The sequence below is a fragment of the Nostoc sp. TCL26-01 genome (assembly GCF_013393945.1).
In the GTDB taxonomy this organism is placed as follows: domain Bacteria; phylum Cyanobacteriota; class Cyanobacteriia; order Cyanobacteriales; family Nostocaceae; genus Trichormus.
This window is the reverse complement of the sequence record NZ_CP040297.1, coordinates 3,603,166-3,622,517: the sequence shown is the minus strand read 5'-3', so window position 1 is coordinate 3,622,517 and position 19,352 is coordinate 3,603,166. Positions and strand designations below refer to the sequence as shown.

General features: G+C 42.1%; 15 protein-coding genes. 7 read left to right on the top strand and 8 right to left on the bottom strand.

Going from position 1 to position 19,352, the window contains the following annotated elements; translation table 11 throughout:
- Nucleotides 1-93: 93 nt before the first annotated feature.
- Complete coding sequence (locus FD725_RS15655; RefSeq protein WP_179048979.1) at nucleotides 94-981, bottom strand: tetratricopeptide repeat protein; 888 nt, start codon at nucleotides 979-981, stop codon at nucleotides 94-96.
- A gap of 483 nt (nucleotides 982-1,464) precedes the next feature.
- Here FD725_RS15655 and FD725_RS15650 point away from each other — a divergent pair, with 483 nt between their 5' ends.
- Nucleotides 1,465-2,472: a hypothetical protein gene (locus FD725_RS15650; RefSeq protein ID WP_179048978.1), complete on the top strand. Its 1,008-nt coding sequence runs from the start codon at nucleotides 1,465-1,467 to the stop codon at nucleotides 2,470-2,472.
- A 68-nt stretch (nucleotides 2,473-2,540) separates the two neighbouring features.
- Here FD725_RS15650 and FD725_RS15645 read toward each other — a convergent pair whose 3' ends face one another.
- The 4 genes from FD725_RS15645 to FD725_RS15630 all read right to left on the bottom strand — a co-directional run bounded on the left by FD725_RS15645 (nucleotide 2,541) and on the right by FD725_RS15630 (nucleotide 6,898).
- Nucleotides 2,541-3,710 carry a homocysteine biosynthesis protein gene (locus FD725_RS15645; protein ID WP_179048977.1) on the bottom strand — a complete coding sequence of 390 codons (1,170 nt, stop codon included), beginning with the start codon at nucleotides 3,708-3,710 and terminating at the stop codon, nucleotides 2,541-2,543.
- Between the two features lie 172 nt (nucleotides 3,711-3,882).
- Nucleotides 3,883-4,308, bottom strand: a complete 426-nt coding sequence (locus FD725_RS15640) for an anti-sigma regulatory factor (RefSeq protein WP_179048976.1) — start codon at nucleotides 4,306-4,308, stop codon at nucleotides 3,883-3,885.
- A 3-nt stretch (nucleotides 4,309-4,311) separates the two neighbouring features.
- Nucleotides 4,312-5,997: a SpoIIE family protein phosphatase gene (locus FD725_RS15635; RefSeq protein WP_179048975.1), complete on the bottom strand. Its 1,686-nt coding sequence runs from the start codon at nucleotides 5,995-5,997 to the stop codon at nucleotides 4,312-4,314.
- Between the two features lie 181 nt (nucleotides 5,998-6,178).
- Nucleotides 6,179-6,898 carry a response regulator transcription factor gene (locus tag FD725_RS15630; RefSeq protein WP_179048974.1) on the bottom strand — a complete coding sequence of 240 codons (720 nt, stop codon included), beginning with the start codon at nucleotides 6,896-6,898 and terminating at the stop codon, nucleotides 6,179-6,181.
- Nucleotides 6,899-7,552: 654 nt separating this feature from the next.
- Here FD725_RS15630 and FD725_RS15625 point away from each other — a divergent pair.
- Complete coding sequence (locus tag FD725_RS15625; protein WP_179048973.1) at nucleotides 7,553-8,305, top strand: WecB/TagA/CpsF family glycosyltransferase; 753 nt, start codon at nucleotides 7,553-7,555, stop codon at nucleotides 8,303-8,305.
- A 209-nt stretch (nucleotides 8,306-8,514) separates the two neighbouring features.
- Complete coding sequence (gene ftsE / locus FD725_RS15620) at nucleotides 8,515-9,255, top strand: cell division ATP-binding protein FtsE (RefSeq protein ID WP_179048972.1); 741 nt, start codon at nucleotides 8,515-8,517, stop codon at nucleotides 9,253-9,255.
- 110 nt (nucleotides 9,256-9,365) lie between these two features.
- Here the strand turns inward: ftsE and FD725_RS15615 are convergent, their stop codons facing one another.
- Together FD725_RS15615 and FD725_RS15610 are read right to left on the bottom strand one after the other, a co-directional pair.
- A complete protein-coding gene (locus FD725_RS15615; RefSeq protein WP_179048971.1) occupies nucleotides 9,366-10,136 on the bottom strand; it encodes an armadillo-type fold-containing protein in 771 nt (256 codons plus the stop codon).
- A gap of 256 nt (nucleotides 10,137-10,392) precedes the next feature.
- Nucleotides 10,393-10,977: a hypothetical protein gene (locus FD725_RS15610; protein ID WP_179048970.1), complete on the bottom strand. Its 585-nt coding sequence runs from the start codon at nucleotides 10,975-10,977 to the stop codon at nucleotides 10,393-10,395.
- A gap of 491 nt (nucleotides 10,978-11,468) precedes the next feature.
- Here FD725_RS15610 and FD725_RS15605 point away from each other — a divergent pair, with 491 nt between their 5' ends.
- A complete protein-coding gene (locus tag FD725_RS15605; RefSeq protein WP_179048969.1) occupies nucleotides 11,469-12,362 on the top strand; it encodes an alpha/beta fold hydrolase in 894 nt (297 codons plus the stop codon).
- Between the two features lie 171 nt (nucleotides 12,363-12,533).
- Here the strand turns inward: FD725_RS15605 and FD725_RS15600 are convergent, their stop codons facing one another.
- A complete protein-coding gene (locus FD725_RS15600) occupies nucleotides 12,534-13,991 on the bottom strand; it encodes a YdiU family protein (protein ID WP_179048968.1) in 1,458 nt (485 codons plus the stop codon).
- 705 nt (nucleotides 13,992-14,696) lie between these two features.
- Between FD725_RS15600 and FD725_RS15595 the strand changes: the two genes are divergently transcribed.
- The 3 genes from FD725_RS15595 (at nucleotide 14,697) to FD725_RS15585 (ending at nucleotide 19,144) form a co-directional block, all read left to right on the top strand.
- Entirely contained in the window at nucleotides 14,697-16,067 is a 1,371-nt protein-coding gene (locus FD725_RS15595) for a CmpA/NrtA family ABC transporter substrate-binding protein (RefSeq protein ID WP_179048967.1), read from the top strand.
- Nucleotides 16,068-16,206: 139 nt separating this feature from the next.
- Complete coding sequence (gene ntrB / locus FD725_RS15590) at nucleotides 16,207-17,046, top strand: nitrate ABC transporter permease (protein WP_179048966.1); 840 nt, start codon at nucleotides 16,207-16,209, stop codon at nucleotides 17,044-17,046.
- A 94-nt stretch (nucleotides 17,047-17,140) separates the two neighbouring features.
- Nucleotides 17,141-19,144, top strand: coding sequence for a nitrate ABC transporter ATP-binding protein (locus FD725_RS15585; RefSeq protein WP_179048965.1), 2,004 nt, complete (start codon nucleotides 17,141-17,143; stop codon nucleotides 19,142-19,144).
- Nucleotides 19,145-19,352 lie beyond the last annotated feature (208 nt).

Sequence of the window (19,352 nt, the reverse complement as noted above, 5' to 3'; positions counted from 1 at the left end):
CCTACTCAGCACTCAGCACGGGCTAAACGCCCCGCTTCCGCTAACAGCACACCCTTCGGAAACGCCAAGGGCGAACAGCACTCTCTCACTCTCTCACTGCTTAGGACTACTTTCAGGTGTAGGTGTTGTAGGCACAGCAACGGGTGGGGTGGGAGTAGTAGGCACAGCAGCAGCAGCTTTGTTAATTTGGTCTTTGTATTGAGTAGGAGCTAAAGCCAAAGCACTATCAAACAAAGGTTTAGCTTCTGTGATTTTACCTTGTTGCTTTAACAACATTGCTTTTGCCAAAACTGGGCGAAAATCCTGAGCATCTTTCTTAATTGCTTCATCAAATGCAGCCAGCGCTTGAGGATAGCGTTTTTGGGCAGCATGAACGTTACCCAGTAACATCTCTACAGCAACTACATCCACACTTCCCGGTTGAATTTTGTTGGCTTGGGCAGCATTCTTAAGGGTATCTTGCAATAAACCGACAGCTGCTTCAGGGCGTTGCTGATCTAACAACAAAACCACCATCCCTTGTAAAGCTTTTAAATCACCAGGTTTGGTATCTAAAATTGCTCTGTAAGCTTGAGCCGCACCTTCTTTATCGCCAATTTGCTGTTTGGCTTGAGCTAACAGCACACCATACTCTGACTTATCAGGATTTAGCTTGGCTAGCTTTTCCAAAGGTTCAATTACCCCTTGAATATTACCTTGCTTCAACGCTAAAAGTTGTAACCGCGCTTGTAATAAACCCTTTAATGCCGTTTGATTTTCTGGTTCCCGTTGTAAAACCAGCTCATAACCACGCACCTCATCTTCCAACTTAGATTTTTGATCGGAAGCAGGTACATTACTTGGAGTACCAGCATTATTCTGATTGGGTGATGAACTGTTATTCAGCGCCCCAATAATAGGAACTATAGAAACACCTACAAAAACCAGAACTGCCAGTGCCAAAATAATTTGGACTATCCAGCGATTACGCGGTTGAGACACGATTTTGATGCCCTCCAAAACTCTAATCACATTATTATTGGCACAGATAAGCGGAGATTGGGAATTGGGTACTGGGTACTGGGTACTGGGTACATGAGGAAGAACAGGTATTGTCTTCTGCCCAATCCCCAATCCCTAATCCTCAATCCCCAATCCATCTGTTAAAAATTTGCAAAACTTTGCGGAATACTGCCAAATACCTGTGAATTTTATAACAAACCTGCTAGTTGCACTGCTAAAGTAAGTGATGACTTTAGGAAGAGCCACGAAAATAGAAGCTATGATATGCTTCCGAAACTAGTTTAAAGGCGCTACATTACACATTTAGAGTAGAATTACAAGTTCAGCGTCTCTAAAATTGTATAGAGCGTTCTCGTGTGATTTTGTGAAAAGCAAATATACTTTCATCAATCACACAAACGCTTTTTAGCTGCCTTAGTCAAGTCCCATAATTGGGATGTGTCTCCGCTCCAAGGAGTTTTTATGAATTCCGACCTGATGCCTTCGCCTGAATCCTCCAACTCTTTTGCCTCAGAACAACCTCAAACCAAGACAGAAGTGGCTACTAGTGTTCACATAGCAGCTACCGAGTCCACTAAGGTTGAGAACGTGCCAGACAACTCTAGCGAGATTACCACAGATGAAAACCTAGCCGATCGCCAGCAACCAATTCCACCTCCTAGCGAGCCAATGCAATACCGAGCCATTGGTCTAGTTAGAGGTCGCTACAAAGCTAGCGATGAACAATTTACCCAAGGTATCTTACTGACCACAGATGGTGCAGAACTCAATGCCGTCCTCCTGGGTCGGATTATGAGTTTAGTTAAGAATCACCTAGACCTGGAAAAAGACCATTTGTGGGTAGTTTATCCCCGTACAAGACAAGAAAACGACAGCCTACACATCCAAATTGTAGGTGTGTGGGAGCCAGAAAACCTATCTAAACCATCCAAAGAAGACGATCAACCAGATTCGGAGTCACCAGATTTACAGACTACTGATGAAGGTGTAAATGATGAGTCAGCAGCAGCTGCAAATCCTCCAGTACCTTCGTATCATATTTCCGATGGTGGTTTTTCCGTGCGTGGTGAAGTCGTTTACCAGTCTTTTGACACTAAAAGCTTAGTGATCAAAATTAAGCAAGCGCCACGGAAACCCACAGATAAGGCCAAATATTTTAAACTAAAACTGCGCGGTGTGCTGACCACCAAAGCCGTAGGTAAATTTTGGGACTTCCAAGCCAAGCGAGAAGCTGATGTATTGGTAGTAGAAACGGCAGAAGCGATCGCTGACCTACCCAAAAAACGCAGACCACCATTCAAAGGTGGCCCCCGTGGTGGTTCAGGTTCCAGAAAACCATTCCCCCCCAGACGTGGCGGTGAAACCCCCCGTCCTGTTAAAAAAGTCGGTGGCGAACCCTCGGCGGTAGCAAAACCCCTACCAAAAACACCCGCACCGAAACCAATTAAGCGACCTAAGCCAACGGAATAGGGAGCGCTGAGAGCTGAGTGCTGAGTAGTAATTAATTATTCTCCTCTGCTCCTCTGCTCGCCTACCCCCTAAAAATCCACCCAACGATCTTGGGGTAAAAAAGAGCGCTCTTTGGGTATAGGCGCAACTGGTTCTGTAAGGGTAAAACTACCTGCTTCAATCCACTGTTTTAGTTCTAAGGCAACTTGCCGAGATAGAAATAAACTAGCCAAAGGAGCAGCTCGTACAGTTTTACCCTCGATGGTGATACGCCCAGATTTGAGTTGGGCGTAACTCACCAAGCCAAATGTAGGACGAACACGCCGGGGAATGGAAAAATCTACTATCGGTGCGACTAAATCTTTGTCTTGGACTGCACAGTGTTCTATAACCTCTTCATTTAGGACTGGCAGTGGTACACCTACACCCAACATCAATGAAGGGCCGTAGCTTTTAAAATAACAGCCCCTCACCCAACGAGCATCCATTCCTTTGGCATCACCAATTAAAGCCAGGGTAGCAGCCGGGCCAATTGGTGTTTGATTAGCTAAACGCTTTTGTAAAGGAAAATGTTGAGTTCCTTCCCAAGCCACATAACCAACCCCACCACCCAAAAAAATTTTTGTACCAATGCCAACCAGTTGTAACTCTGGGTCATTGAACAGGGGAGAAATGGCTCCAGGATTGGAATAAACAGCATTTCCCAATCGGGGTTGAAGTGGGCCGAGATAAGTAAACAGTGGGCGATCGCCTCCATTCACACCCACGATAAAATTTTGATAAAGATTACGGGGATTGAATAAATAAAACTGATTGATTGTTTCACGAGTAATAGTAGTTTCAAAAGTTGATCTCGGATAACAATCAGTTACTTGTCCTTGCGCTCTCACGTGTATGGGTTTACCAGCAATTAAATCTTCAATTACATGACCCCCACCACGTTCCCGCACTTCTTCACCATCCATCACATCGACAGGACAGCTAGCGCCTAGATACAAATCCACAGCCCCAAACCCACTGTATGCGGGTACACCATCCAACCAACAACGACGAATTTTAATTGGTGGGTCGGTATGTCCCAAATTAATAATTGCACCAGTTGACTCCATCGGCTCGAAAGTGCCAGTAGTGACGACATCCACCTCTTTGGCAGCTTTGCTCACACCAACTTCGACAACTCGTGCTTTTAATTCCTCAACTGTTAATACAACCGCCCTATGATGGTTAATTTTCTCGTTAATTTCTGCGATCGTACGCATTTTAAATTTAGCGGATACATACTTTTCATTATGAAGCTGAAAGATTAATTATTAGTCAATAGTCAATAGTCATTAGTCAATAGTCAATAGTCATTAGTCAGCACCCTCCGACTTCCGACTTCCGACTTCCACTCAGCACTCACTACTCAGCACTCACCACTCACTAGCCTCTTTACTTGACCAATTCTGGAAGTGTCGCTTCTAACTTGAGACAATTAGCACCGTTTACTTGCAACTGATATTCCACCTTATCCATTAAACGATTCATAATTAGCCAACCATAGCCACCTTCTTGCTTATCTCCTGGAGTAGGTGGAAAGTATGTGGACATATCAAAACCTATGCCGTAATCCCAAATCTCTAAGGAAATATCCCGTTCTTTGAGTTCTAAACGCAACAAAATCGGTAAATTTGGTTGCTCTTTATGAGCATGACGCACAACATTAGAATAAGCCTCTACCAAAGCCAGACGTAAACGACTAGATTGTCGTGACCAGTCTACAGATTCTCCTAACTTTATTTTTAAGCACCCTAATAACCAATGTTCAACGATATTTAAATAATTCAAATCACTTGGTACATGAAGTTCACTTTTCATAACTTATAAAATCTCCAGTGAAAGTATAGTTTGATCATCTTCTTGCACATAGTTATCTGCTTGGATGCGAGCTAGCAAATGCTTAAGAGAGAGTGGTTGGGGTTCTTGTTGTAAAAGTTGCCACAGACCTTCTTGATTCAGCATAGAATGGCTAACTGGCTCATCGCCACCCACGGTTTTTACTGTGTTTAATAGATTATTGGATACTATTGCTTCTGTAATCCCATCACTGGTTAGGAGTAACGTATCTCCGGGTGCGAGAACTAAACGACCCGATGGAGCTTGCCACTTTGGTAAAATTCCCACGGGTATACCCCGGACTTTAAGATAGTTAGGTGATTCTGGTGATTCTGTTGTATTCACTTGACGTGACCAAACTAATGGGTAGATATGTCCAGCATTGGCATAGACTAGTTCCCTGGTAGTAGGGGTATAACAAGCTAAGACAAAGGTAATGAAGCAATTGTTGCCAATTAAGTCATCACAGAGAGCATGATTAAGATTTTGGATGACTATATTGGGTTCGGCTGGCACTTCTTGAGATAATTCTCGACGCAACACAGAAATAGCACTAGCCATAAATAAAGCAGCCGGTACACCTTTCCCAGAAACGTCACCGACAGCTAACCACAAATCGCCTTTGGTGGGATGAACAAAGACTTCAAAAAAATCGCCTCCCACTTCTCGCGCAGGGTAGCAACAAGCTTGTATCTTTGCGCCTTTAATATCGGGGAGGTTTTGCCTGAGTAAATTATGCTGAATTTGTCGCGCAACTTCTAATTCAGCGCTGATTTGCTGTTGTTTTTCTTGGAGGCGTTGATACAGTTTTGCTTGAGAAAGCGCTAGTGCGGCTTGTTCTGCCACACCTGTAATCAATTGAATGTCCTCTGCTTGCCAAGGCTGCTCACGTCCCCATTGGTATAAACTTAGTACAGCTAATAAATGCTGTTGATAAGAAAGTGGTACGGATAAATAGTGACAAGGGCTGCCATTATAGGTATCTTGATCCAGTTGATATTGACCCGTTTCCAGTACTTTTTTCATGAAAATTTCTGGTTCAAAAGCACTCTCGGATAAATCGTAGGTCGGATTTTGGTAAAAAAACTGAGCTAGTGTCAGATGATTACCTTCTACTGGTCTGAGGAGACAACAAGTTGCTTCAAAGGTTTGACCTATTGTGGCTGCTATTTTTTGCAGCATACTCTCATAATCTAAGGACTCTCGAATTGCCGTTGTGACTGCGTTAAATAAAGATTCTCGCCGCAAGGAACGCCGCAACTCTTTAGTCCGCTTTTTAACCAGGCGATAAGTATCAGTAGCTTGGTCAACTAAATTCTTCAGCCGTTCCGGATTCCAAGGCTTAGTGATGTATTTGAAGACTTGGCCAGAGTTAATAGCGTCTACCAAGTCTTCCACATCTGTAAAGCCTGTCAATAAAATCCGAATTGTATCAGGAAAGCGTTCTACTGTGAGACTGAGAAATTCAGTGCCGTTCATTTCTGGCATTCTTTGGTCTGAGATAATCACAGCCATTTCGCCTTTTTGCTCCAGAATTTCTAAGGCAACCCGGGCATGATTGGCTTTGTATACTTGAAAATCTCGCCTAAAGGTGCGGTAGAGTAAATCTAAGTTATCTGGCTCATCGTCCACTACCATGAGCTTGAGTTTTTCTACCTCGGTTTCTGTCATATTAGACTTTCGTTTTCATAAGAACACTGTGGTGAGATATTGTGTTTATCTCACCAAATAGCCAAAAACAACTATTGTTAGCTATTTATACTGACAAAGTTGTTTTGGTTACAAGTATAACTTTACTCTTAATTTTTTACACTTTATGTGGAAAGCTATGTTGTTAAACTTAGCATCAACTCTATCCTACTAGTCCCGATCGCAAAGCACGAACGGCGGCTTGGGTGCGGTCATCAGCACAGAGTTTGTTTAAAATGTTCCGCACATGGGTTTTGACTGTGCCGACTGTGATGTACAGGCGTTCAGCGATGACTGCATTGCTACAGCCTTCGACAATCAACTGTAATACTTCCAATTCTCTTTCTGTCAGGATATAGGGGTCAATGGTGTCCACATTATCCGTATTTTCTGGGTTGACAACAGTATTTTTTGCTTCTCCTATTGCTGTTTCTGATTTGGCAGGGTTTTGTTGTGCTTGTTGTAACACAATTCTGGCGATCGCTGGATCAATCCAGGCGTTGCCATTGTAAGTTACTCTCACCGCTTCTAGCAAATTATCAAACTTAATATCTTTCATGCAGTAAGAATCAGCCCCAGCCGCAAAAGCTGCCAAAACAGCTTCTTTGTTATCACGCAAAGTTAAAATCAATATTTTTGTGGGCAAATCTTTGCCATTACTTATGGATTTGAGTTCCCGTGTTAATTCAATTCCATCTTTATCTGGTAAACCAATATCGACAATTGCAATATCTGGTTGTACCTTTTTCAGCATATTTAAGCCTTCTGCCGCATTGGCAGCTTCTCCGACAACTTCAATTTCTTCTTTTTGTAAAAGTGCTGTCCGAATACCCACACGGGTAAGATCATGATCTTCAATCAGCGCAATCCGAATTTTACTCATAGTCAATTTCTACCCGTCATGCTAGCTTAACTGGAAAACCGAGGTTACTCAAAATTCTTCATAGACGCAGTTTCTAAAATAAATGTCGAAGTACCCAAAAACAAGAATAAATATATAATTTTCACCCATATAGACTGGTGGATCACCAGCTGATCACAGTCTAACTCGATAAATAATCTCAATAATCTACCACTTCAATCATAAAATCAGCGTGAACAAAACCTACATACAGTCATCTATTTCCACTAAAGCATGAAATTATACTTCTATTGTGGCAGGTGTAGGAACTAAGGTAAGGTGACAACTTAAATATAGCTGGGACTTTCTTGATGAAAGCCAAAAAACTAGCATAAGATGTTTTGACTAAAATTTTTCTGTTGTATTTGTTAATTACCTTATCTGACCTCTTGACGGTTGGATAGTATAAAGTTAATTTTTATAGACATTTGTCAAAAATCGATGATAAAAAGCTCCTGACTTACTATAAGTTGTATTTATCATTGATAAATACCAAATTCCAGGTTTATTTTCATAATTTAGTCTATTTGCAAAGGTAATTTAAGCTTTTTCACTCAGGTGCTGAGTCCTCAGACATCCCATTAAAAAATTTGATAAACTATCGTTCGAGAGAATCTGGTGTGAGGATAAAAGGCTATGGTTCAACCACCTAAAGTGTTTTCCGTACTGGGAATACCAGTCCATGTGATGAGTAACTACCCAGGCTGGCTACTGCAATGCTTACAACAAAAACAAGGCGCTCATGTTGTCACCCTCAATGCAGAAATGACAATGCAGGCGCAGCAAAATACATCCCTGGCTCAGGTAATTGAGAATGCTGAGTTAGTCATTCCTGATGGTGCAGGGGTAGTGATGTATTTGCGGTGGCTATTTTGGCAAAAAGTCCAACGCTGTCCAGGAATTGAACTAGCAGAAACTCTATTGCAAGAAATCGGTCAACAGCAGACAGACAAGACCATATTTTTTTATGGAGGTGCGCCAGGAGTAGCCACACAAGCAGCAACTTATTGGCAACAAAAGAGTCCTCATCTCAACATAGTCGGGACTCATTCTGGCTACCACTCTCCAGAAGAAGAACAGCAACTTCACCAAATCCTCACTCAACTGCAACCCCAAGTGATTTTGGTCGGTTTGGGTGTACCTCGTCAAGAATTATGGATTGCCCAAAATCGTCATTTGTGTCCTCAAGCAATTTGGATTGGTGTTGGTGGTAGTTTTGACATTTGGTCAGGCACAAAAAATCGCGCTCCCGCTTGGTTGGCTAATAATAATCTGGAATGGCTATATCGGCTTTATAAAGAACCCTGGCGTTGGCGGAGAATGTTAGCTTTGCCACAGTTTGCAATTAAAGCTTTTATCTATCGCTTGACAACGAAGAGTGCAACATAACAGACGTAGAGACGTAGCACTGCTACGTCTCTACAAGAATTTTGGGTAAGGTTGAAGAGTTGCAAAAATTTTTAATCCACAATTGTGATTCCCTGGTATTTCTAGGGAATCCTTATTTTTAAGCATTATTTTTTGTCAAAGGACAAGAACAAAATCACTAATGACCATTGACTAATGACTATTGACCATTGACTAGGAAAAATTTACTAATGCCTGTATTAACAAATCCAGAGACTGCTAATCAAACAGAATCTAAGACTCAACCGCAAAGTTATAGTACTAGTAACATGGTGCAATTGCGCTCTGTGACTAAGACTTACAGTAACAACTGTCATGCTTTGCTGGATATTAACTTAGAGGTGAAGCAGAAAGAATTTTTGTTTATTACAGGGCCGAGTGGTTCTGGTAAGTCAACACTGCTCAAATTGTTGTATGGTGAGGAGCTACCCACACAAGGAGAAGTGATTGTCAATGATTTTAATGTAGCAGGTTTAAGGGGCGATCGCCTGTCGTTATTGCGGCGAAGAATTGGCATTGTGTTTCAAGATTACAAGCTGATTCCCCAAAGAACAGTAGCAGAAAATGTATCTTTCGTCTTACAAGCTCAAGGCTACACCCGTAAGGAAATTCACAGACGTTTAGAACCAACATTAAAATTAGTTGGGTTACTTGCTAAAGCTAACTGTTTTCCTGATCAACTTTCTGGAGGGGAACAACAGCGAGTCAGTATTGCACGGGCCATTGTTGCCACACCACCGTTATTATTAGCTGATGAACCTACAGGTAATCTTGATCCTGATAACTCCTGGCAAGTAATGCAGATTCTCCAGAAGTTAAACTCTTTTGGGGCTACAGTTATTGTCACTACCCACGATGAACAATTAGTCCGTCGTTGCAATCATCCTGTGGTACAAGTTCGTAATGGTAAGCTGTATCGACAATTAAAGTGAATTAGGCAAGAGTCAATAGTCAATAGGCAATAGGCAATAGGCAATAGGGAATAGGCAATAGTCAATAGTCAATAGGTAAGAGTCATTGGTCATTGGTCATTAGTCATTGGTCATGGGTGGGAAATTTTGATTTTGACTTTATTTGATAGTGGTGTGAGATTGGGTAAAGGGGTTGATGGTTGTGATGAAATGCGTTCTAAGGCTTGTAAACTCTCAAAAGCTGCGTCTCGAACTACGGTTTCTTCTTCACGAGTTAGTAGTAGTTGTAAGCATTGCTGAATGTCTCGTTGCCATACTGAATCAATTTGCTGAGTGTCGATAATTCTAGTTAATCGGCGTAAGGTGATTAATCGTTTGAGTGCGTCTGCTGCTGTGAGATTGAGCAACAACTGCTCAAGGTGATTTTCTTCTCGATCGCTGGAGAATTTAACTATTTGCCAAACTAGTAAAATTAAGGTTAACAAAGTTCCTAAACCTTGAGCGATCGCACTAGCTGCTATCCACGGACTATCAGACTCAGTCCAAATAGCTGCCGCTACGTATGTGCTGAGAGTTGCTACACCTCCACTACTAACTGCTATGACTAGTCTCCGGTTGGTTCCATGGAAAAATCTGTGAATTTCTCCCCAGTGTTTTTGCCAATCCCATTTTTGCATTGAGTAGACAAATAACATCATCCCAATCCCCATCAGCAGTGCCAATAGTAGTTTCCAGTTCCACAACAGCATTACCACTAAAATTGTCAGCAAACCCAAAAGACCACCTGGTTCTGAGAAACGCTGCAATTTGGGTTGCTTGATGGCTTTAGTCTTAAGTTCTGGCAGCTGCCAGTTTAAAATCTGGTTGATCAATTGCTGCCAAGAAGACAAAGCCTTTACCACGGTGTTTTCCTACCTTACATTACAAGATTGTGTGATGTATCAGTTTTACTTGGCATAAGGAAAGGATGAATTATTTAAGCAATCGAGTTTTCCTGTAGGTAAACTTTATCCCTAGTAGAAGTTGCCCTCAAGCTAGCTAAAAATTTTCCCAAACTAGGAATTCGTACTTTCCCAATACCAAATACTATAAATCGACAATCAATATTACTCTATAAGAATACCTGTGTTAAAGTGGACAGCAGAAATTTTGCTAATGCTAGACACAGAAACGAAAATCATGGAGAGTAAATTGACCATCGAATGCAGAGAAGGTGACAGAGTGGATGTTATTGGCTTTGATGGATAATAAAGTATTAGGCGGTAATGCTGAGTCGGAGTTGGCAAGATTGGCACTGGGAAGTAGAGTTTGAGCTATTGGTTGGCGATCGCTATCATAAGCAGAAAGTACCAACCTCTGTGAGCTAGTGACACAAGCACTCACCCAATTAACTGGGCGCAAAAATTTTGCTTCCAAAAAGCCACTTTTCGGCGCACCCATCAACACTGTCAACCCGGAAGTAGTCATAAAAGCCGGATTTGAGGGCTGGATGGCGATTGAGTTGTGAAAAACAACCCCCCAATCCTCATATTGACGCTCTACGACTTCAAAGCACTTTAAATCTTCTAAGTTCAGACATAGACACGTATGTGCATTTATCGTCGTCAAGTCAACTACTGCTTCTAATTGACTCCGTCTGGCTGAAGCTACAATTTGATGCTGCACCTCGAATGGGGGACGTGCAAATGTACTGGATTCAAATTTTAGTAACTGATCTGATTGAAGAGTAGCCTGCTTGACCACAACACCCGCCTTAGCATTACCTAGAGAATCACAAAGTTAGTAGACACATCAACAACCATTCCTCCTATCTACAGGCTAGGGATGAGTAGTTGTTGCTTATAAGCGCTTTAGTTTTTTTGAGACGCTCATAATTTTCCGTAAGTATTCTGTAGACTACCACAAAAAACTTGTGCGTAAATATTGGCTAAGTAATTCTCGCTACCAGAGATAAATCTAAACAAACCCTGCTATCTGGTAATTACAAGCAAAAACCCTACTGATGTGTGAAAAAAAAATTACTGAATCTTTACAAGTAACCCAGTGATTTTACATCTACTTAATCTGACGCTAGCTAGAGGTGGGAAACTTCTTAGTTAATAGATAATAACAATTGTACAAAGCAAAACAAAACTGACAAAAAACCAGAAAAAACTTCTAAAAAAAAGGCAAAAACAAAGAATTAATGGCTATTGACGAATAACTAAACTACATTTACTGGATAGTGAAGCTCTATGTTTCAACCACTCGGATTTGAACAACGCTCAATCATTACCTCACTAGGTAAAATAGTATACTACACTGATACAGGCGCACTATGGCAGGAAAACCGGATAGACCATGAGCAAGAAACTTTATTGTTTTTACATGGCTTTGGCGGCGGGTCTTCTGCTTATGAGTGGTCGAAAGTTTATCCGGCTTTTGCTACTGAATATCGCATACTAGCACCAGATTTAATTGGTTGGGGTCAATCTGAGCATCCAGTGCGGAATTATGCAATTGAGGATTATTTAACAACAATTCGTGAGTTTATTGAGCAGACTTGCATCGGGCCAGTCACTGCGATCGCTTCTTCACTGACAGCAGCATTTACAATTAGAGTAGCGATCGCTCATCCAAATTTGTTTAAGTCTTTAATTCTAGTCACACCTTCTGGGCTAGCTGATTTTGGTGAGGACTATTCCCGCAGCTTTTTTGCCCAATTAGCAGGTGTTCCCATTCTTGACCGCTTACTATACAGTACAGGTGTTGCCACTAGTACAGGTATTCGCAGTTTTCTCGAACAACGGCAATTTGCCCAAGCTAACCGAGTCTATGAAGAAATTGTCGAAGCCTACCTGCAATCTGCCCAGCAACACAATGCTGAGTACGCAGCACTCTCTTTTGTTAGGGGTGACTTATGTTTTGATTTAGCCCTTTACATTCAACAACTACTCACTCCCACAGCAATCATCTGGGGACAAAAGTCTCAATTCACCGGCCCAGAAATCGGTCGTCGCTTGGCAGAAAAAAATCCTCAAGCAATCAGAGTCTTTCAACAACTGGAAAATACTGGATTAACCCCACAACTAGAACTACCAGCCGTCACTATTGGTTTGATCAAAAAGTTTCTACCCTTACTTAATTAAGGAGTGGTGAGTGCTGAGTGCTGTTCGCCCTTGGCGTTCCCGAAGGGTGTGCTGTTAGCGGAAGCGGGGCGTTTAGCCTGTGATGAGTGCTGAGTAAAGAGTGGTGAGTGAGGGAGTGAGGGAGTGAATAATTTGACTATTGACTATTGACTAATGACTATTGACCAATGACTAATCTCTTCGCTGAAGTCTCTGGACTAAATCATCAAAAGGTTGCCAATTATTCTCTTGAGTAATTGGTTCCCAAATCGACTCAATCACAGGTCTTGATAACACAGTTCGCGGATTAGAGGTAGTGAGAGTTTGAGCAATTATGTGCATTTGCTCAGGGTCAAAATCATTCAAGATTTTATGGTAAAGTATACACCAATTATCGAAAGTTGCATCTGTACCTGAAACAGGAACAATATCTGAGCTACTTAACACCAATCCCGGCTCATCTCTCCATTTAGATGAAAATGTCCGAGCCATCTCTGAAAAAAATTGATGATAACCAACTTGACTATCTTGCAAAAATTTAATGGTTAACTTTAACAGATCATCAGCTGCTGGAGATGCTAATTTTGCAAAGCCTAACTTTTTTAACATTAAATTGCGATATTCTGCCAAATAATATTTAACAAATCTAGATAATCCTAATTCCATATCAGCTTGATTAATAATTGTCTTTAATGGCGTTTGCAGCATTTCTAAATTTAATTGACATATACTTGGCTGATGAATGTAACAGTAGCGTCCGTAATAATCAAAATATGCTGCTGTAAAATGAGGATTATAAGTAGGAATAAAAGCATAAGGGCCGTAGTCAAAACTTTCCCCAGTAATGGACATATTATCTGTATTGAGGACAGCATGACAAAAGCCTGCAGCCATCCACTGAGCAACTAATTCTGCTACTCGTTTAACTAATTCGGCATAAAATAAAGCGTATCTATCTGTTTCTCCCACTAAATGTTGGTAGTAATACTCAATCACATGGTCTAATAACTTTTGAGTTAAATCTGGACGTTGGAGATAGTGCAAACGCTCAAATGTGCCAAAGCGAATATGAGAACGGTTCATCCTCACCATCACAGATGAACGAGTCGGTGAAGGTTCATCACCACGCCAGAGAGATAAGCCGGTTTCAATCATGGTGAGACAACGCGAAGTACGTACACCCAAATGATGTAATGCTTCTGCGGCTAAAACTTCTCTGACTCCGCCTTTGAGTGTGAGCATACCATCACCACCACGAGAATAAGGCGTTCTCCCGGAACCTTTTGTCCCAAAGTCATACAATTCGCCATCAGTACCCCGGACTTGTCCATACAAAAAGCCCCTACCATCACCCAACTGTGGATTATATTCACCGAATTGATAGCCGTGATAACGCAATGCTAAAAAGGGTTTACGTCCCTGAAATTTACCAAAAGCGGTGACGAAATCTTCGTCTGTCACATTTAAGGGATCTAATCCCAGTTTTGGTAGAAGTGCGTCGTTACGCCAGCGGAGGATGTGTTGAGGAAATTCGGCTGCTGCTACTTCGTCGTAGTAGTCATCACCCAAGGTTTGCAGGGCTGGTTCGTAGTTGAGAGTCAGAAGCGGATTTTGTCGGTTTGCAGTGTTGGGAGTTTCAGCTAAAGTCATTGCGGCCAAGCTTAATTGATTCTTCTCTCAATACTATCGCTCTGGGGAAGCTCCAGGGAAATGACAATGTTTAAGTTGTTGGGATTTACGCAGTGTCAAGTAACTCAATACTTTTCGTCAAAAGTCAATAGTTGATAGGGCAAAGTTTAAAAATCTTAATTTTGATTCTCTTGGTCAGGGTTTTGGTGTTAGGTACGTGAGTGCAACTGAGTAGAAAAACTGTAGATTATGGCATTAACCAATGGTTGCCATTAACAATTATTGATACTTCTTTTTAGTCGTTAGATAATTACACAATACATATAGCTAAATCTAGTAAATCATGGCTTAAGTAAATGTTTATCATCAATAAAGATTTATACATTGAGTAACCCCCTGTGATTTCCAAGTGAATGATAAGTTTTTACTTATATGACCAATCTAATATTTATTTTAGAATTCGAGTTTATAATCATCCACTTTGACATTAAAACCTGTAAACTAATTTCAATACAGTGAGTGACCGACAAGGAAATTCAAATAAAGCCAAGCAATTCACCAAAATTTATCTACTAGGTAATTGTCAAAGCTATTTCTGTCAGGGAATGGTTTGTTTTGACGTAGCTGAGTATGCAAAAAACTTTGTGATGAATGCGAGAGACATCATGTTTTCTTTGCCTTGATTGTCGTGTTTATAAATATTTACATTCAGCTTGAGGGGATTTTATGACAGAATTTTTTAATCAAATTTCTCGCCGTAAATTTATTGTTACAGCAGGGGCTTCGGCAAGTGCTGTATTTCTCAAAGGTTGTTTGGGTAATCCCCCAGAAACTACTGGTGGGACACAAACTGGAACCACAGCTCAACCAGTTGCTAACATCAGCCCAGAACAAGCACCAGAAGTAACCACAGTTAAATTGGGATATATCCCCATTGTCGAATCTGCACCTTTAATTATTGCTAAAGAGAAAGGTTTTTTTGCCAAGTATGGCATGACCAATGTGGAACTTTCTAAACAAGCTTCTTGGGGTTCGGCTAGAGATAACGTGGAAATTGGTTCAGCTGGTGGGGGAATTGATGGTGGGCAATGGCAAATGCCCATGCCGCATTTAATTACAGAAGGTTTGATTACTAAAGGGAATCAAAAAATTCCCATGTATGTTTTAGCGCAGTTAATTACTCATGGTAATGGGATTGCGATCGCTAACAAACACAAAGGCAAAGGAATCGGTCTACAACTAGCCAGTGCTAAGTCTTTATTTACCCAACTCAAATCCTCCACACCCTTTACAGCCGCATTCACATTCCCCCACGTTAACCAAGATTTGTGGATTCGCTACTGGTTAGCAGCAGGCGGTATCGACCCAGATACAGAAGTCAAACTACTAACTGTACCAGCAGCGCAGACTGTCGCTAACATGAAAACCGGCACAATGGACGCTTTCAGTACAGGTGACCCCTGGCCATTCCGCCTCGTCAACGACAAAATCGGCTTCATGGCTGCATTAACCGCAGAGATATGGAAAAATCACCCCGAAGAATATTTAGCGATGAGAGCTGATTGGGTTGATAAAAATCCCAAAGCCACAAAAGCCATACTCAAGGGTATCATGGAAGCGCAGCAATGGTTAGATAACTTTGATAATCGCAAAGAAGCCGCACAAATTCTGGCTGGAAGAAATTATTTTAACCTGAATGATCCAGAGATTTTAGCAGACCCATACCAAGGTAAGTATGACATGGGTGATGGTCGCAAAATTGATGATAAATCAATGGCTGCTTACTACTGGAAAGATGAAAAAGGTAGTGTTTCTTATCCATACAAGAGCCATGATTTGTGGTTCATCACGGAGAACGTGCGTTGGGGATTCTTGCCCAAAGATTACCTTGCCAATGGTGCAGCCAAGGCTAAAGAGTTAATCAATAAAGTTAACCGTGAAGACATTTGGAAAGAAGCAGCGAAAGAAGCAGGAATTGCGGCTGCGGATATCCCCACCAACACATCTCGCGGTGTAGAAACATTCTTTGATGGCGTTAAATTCGACCCCGAAAAGCCAGAAGAGTATCTCAACAGCCTCAAAATCAAAAAGGCGTAGAGACGTTGCATTGCAACGTCTGTACATTAGTTGCACGCAATGCAACTAATGTATGTACATGATGCAAGTTTTCTCCAACAGTCGTAGAACAGTTTTTCAATTCCGCACAAACATTCGTCATCTAAGGAACATCAAAATCATGACTATAGCGCAAAAAAGACCCGCAAGCCCGAAGTTAGATAATAGTGTTTTAGCCAAATTGCAAAAGCAATTTCCCAATGTAGTACCGCCAGCGATCGCCATCATTATTTTTCTGGTAATCTGGCAATTATTCTCCTGGACTCCTGGCGCAACATTACCAGGCCCCGTACAAGTAATTCAAGATACGTGGACTTTAATTTTATATCCCTTCTATGATAAGGGTGGTACAGATAAGGGTCTGTTTTGGCAAATTTTAGCTAGTCTACAACGGGTAGCCATTAGCTATACTTTGGCAGCAATTGTGGGTATTGCTTTGGGTGTTTTGATTGGGATTAATAAAACCATGTCCAAAGCCTTAGATCCCATCTTCCAACTATTACGAACTGTACCACCTTTGGCTTGGGTTCCTATCTCCTTGGCAGCTTTACGTCAAAACGAACCAGCAGCTTTATTTGTAATCTTCATCACCGCAATTTGGCCAATTTTAATCAACACAGCAGTAGGTGTCACTCAAATTCCTCAAGACTACAACAACGTTGCCAAAGTACTGCAACTAAGCCGCAAAGAATACTTCACTAATATTCTGATTCCTGCCGCACTACCCTACATTTTCACTGGTTTAAGAATTGCGATTGGTTTGGCTTGGTTAGCGATTATCGCCGCAGAAATCGTCATGTCTGGTATCGTCGGTATTGGCTTCTTTATCTGGGATGCTTATCAAAACAACAACGTCAGCGAAGTAATTTTGGCACTAGTCTACATCGGCGTTGTCGGTTTAATCCTCGATAAATTGATGGCAGCATTGCAAAACTTGATTTTACCAGCAGAGCAGAAGTAGTCATTAGTCATTAGTCATTAGTCATGAGTCATTAGTCATTAGTTAAGAAACTCATGGCTAGTGACCAACTAACAAAGTCTTGGGGAAAAAATAAATGAGCGTATTTGTTGCAGTTGATCAGATTGAAAAGGTATTCGACTTAACCGGCGGTGGTAAATATATCGCCCTGAAAGGAATCGACCTCCAGATTAAAAAAGGTGAATTTGTTTCTTTGATTGGTCACTCCGGTTGTGGTAAATCCACTTTGTTAAACATGATTGCTGGGTTGGACTTACCAACTGAAGGTATAGTGACTCTGGAAGGACAGAGAATTACCAGACCAGGGCCAGACCGGATGGTGGTTTTCCAAAATTACTCCTTGTTACCTTGGCGGACGGTGAGAGAAAATATTGCTTTGGCTGTCAACTCAGTGATGAAGGGGATGCCCGAAGGTGAACGCAAAGCTGTTGTAGAAAAACATATAGATATGGTGGGTTTGCGTCCCCATGCAGATAAACAACCAGGCATGTTATCGGGTGGACAAAAACAACGGGTAGCGATCGCCCGCGCTCTGGCAATTCGTCCTAAACTATTACTATTAGATGAACCCTTCGGTGCGTTAGATGCCCTCACCAGAGGTAATTTGCAAGAACAGTTAATGCAAATCTGCGAAGAAAATGAAGTCACAGCAGTCATGGTGACTCATGATGTCGATGAGGCAGTGCTGTTATCTGACAGAATTGTCATGTTGACCAATGGCCCGGAATCAAAAATTGGCGACATCTTAGAAGTTGATATCCCCAGACCCCGCAAACGCATGGAAGTAGTAGAACACCCCAGCTACTACAGTTTGCGGAGTGAGATGATTTACTTCCTCAACCAGCAAAAACGAGTCAAGAAAATCCGCGCCCGCAAAACAGCAGCCGTTTCTCGTCATGGTTTAGAAAAAGTCAACTTAGAAATTGGCTTCTTACCCCTCACCGCTTGCGCCCCCCTCGCTGTAGCTAAGGAAAAAGGTTTCTTTGTCAAGCATGGTTTAGATGAAGTGAACCTAGTCCGGGAGACTAGCTGGCGCGGTATCGTTGACGGCATGACTGGTGGTTATATCGACGCAGCCCAAATGCCTTCCGGGATGCCGATGTGGTTAACATTGGGCGGACATAATAACCAACCCCTACCCGTAGTTACCGCCCTCACCATGACTCGCAACGGTAACGCCATCACCCTAGCCAAACGTTTCTATGATGAAGGTGTCCGCACCTTATCTGATTTCAAAAACTACCTGCTACGTACCCGCGACCAAAGACACATCATGGGTGTAGTTCATCCCGCATCCATGCACAACTTGCTGCTGCGTTATTGGTTGGCAGCTGGTGGTGTTGATCCCGATTTGGATGTGGATATGAAGACCATTCCCCCCGCCCAAATGGTAGCCGACTTACAAAACAAGAGTATTGACGGTTACTGCGTGGGTGAACCTTGGAACTACCGCGCCGCCGTGGAAGGTGCTGGCTTTACCATTGCTACTGACTTAGAGGTTTGGTTGGGACACCCCGGTAAAGTTCTCGGTGTGCGCGAAGATTGGGCAGAAACCTATCCTAATACCCACATTGCCTTAACTAAAGCCTTACTGGAAGCTTGTGAATACTGTTCTAAACCAGAAAATGCGGAAGAAGTTAGAAGAATTGTTGCTGGAAAGGATTACGTCAGCACTGACTTAGAGTACGTCCAACTAGAAGACCCCAACAACAATACTTGTAGTTTAGACCATCCATTACGGGACTACGCTCACCACCAATTTTATTCTGATTCTGCCATCAACCGTCCCAGCCGCACAGAACAAATTTGGATTATGAGTCAGTTGGCGCGTTGGGGTGATACTCCTTTCCCCCGCAATTGGGTGGAAGTTGTGGAACGTGTTTGTCGTGTCCGCGTCTTCAGTACCGCCGCCAGAGAGTTAGGTCTAGATATTAGCTATACTCGCCAACCCATTCAACTGTTTGATGGTACTCCCTTTAACGCTGAAGACCCGATCACTTACCTCAACAGCTTACCAATTAAACGTGATTTCTCCATTGCCGAAGTCATCCTTGATTCACCCACTCGCCGAGTTGCGTAAGCAAATCATCAGGAAATAAACATCATGCGCGAGGATCGCAACTCCATTTACCAGTCTTTGAACTTCAATCACGAGTATTGGAACATGATTAATGAGTCTTGGAACTCCATTTATGAGGTTCTGAACTCGAACGATGAGGTTCTGAACTCGGTTAATGAGTCTTGGAACTCCGTTTATGAGGTTCGGAACTCGAACGATGAAGTTCGGA

What these genes read in the sequence shown, in the direction of transcription:
- FD725_RS15640 (WP_179048976.1), bottom strand. Translation starts at nt 4,308, where the DNA reads ATGAAAAGTGAACTTCATGTACCAAGTGATTTGAATTATTTAAATATC.
- ftsE (WP_179048972.1), top strand. Translation starts at nt 8,515, where the DNA reads ATGCCTGTATTAACAAATCCAGAGACTGCTAATCAAACAGAATCTAAG.
- FD725_RS15625 (WP_179048973.1), top strand. Translation starts at nt 7,553, where the DNA reads ATGGTTCAACCACCTAAAGTGTTTTCCGTACTGGGAATACCAGTCCAT.
- FD725_RS15630 (WP_179048974.1), bottom strand. Translation starts at nt 6,898, where the DNA reads ATGAGTAAAATTCGGATTGCGCTGATTGAAGATCATGATCTTACCCGT.
- FD725_RS15635 (WP_179048975.1), bottom strand. Translation starts at nt 5,997, where the DNA reads ATGACAGAAACCGAGGTAGAAAAACTCAAGCTCATGGTAGTGGACGAT.
- FD725_RS15605 (WP_179048969.1), top strand. Translation starts at nt 11,469, where the DNA reads ATGTTTCAACCACTCGGATTTGAACAACGCTCAATCATTACCTCACTA.
- ntrB (WP_179048966.1), top strand. Translation starts at nt 16,207, where the DNA reads ATGACTATAGCGCAAAAAAGACCCGCAAGCCCGAAGTTAGATAATAGT.
- FD725_RS15600 (WP_179048968.1), bottom strand. Translation starts at nt 13,991, where the DNA reads ATGACTTTAGCTGAAACTCCCAACACTGCAAACCGACAAAATCCGCTT.
- FD725_RS15650 (WP_179048978.1), top strand. Translation starts at nt 1,465, where the DNA reads ATGAATTCCGACCTGATGCCTTCGCCTGAATCCTCCAACTCTTTTGCC.
- FD725_RS15585 (WP_179048965.1), top strand. Translation starts at nt 17,141, where the DNA reads ATGAGCGTATTTGTTGCAGTTGATCAGATTGAAAAGGTATTCGACTTA.
- FD725_RS15645 (WP_179048977.1), bottom strand. Translation starts at nt 3,710, where the DNA reads ATGCGTACGATCGCAGAAATTAACGAGAAAATTAACCATCATAGGGCG.
- FD725_RS15595 (WP_179048967.1), top strand. Translation starts at nt 14,697, where the DNA reads ATGACAGAATTTTTTAATCAAATTTCTCGCCGTAAATTTATTGTTACA.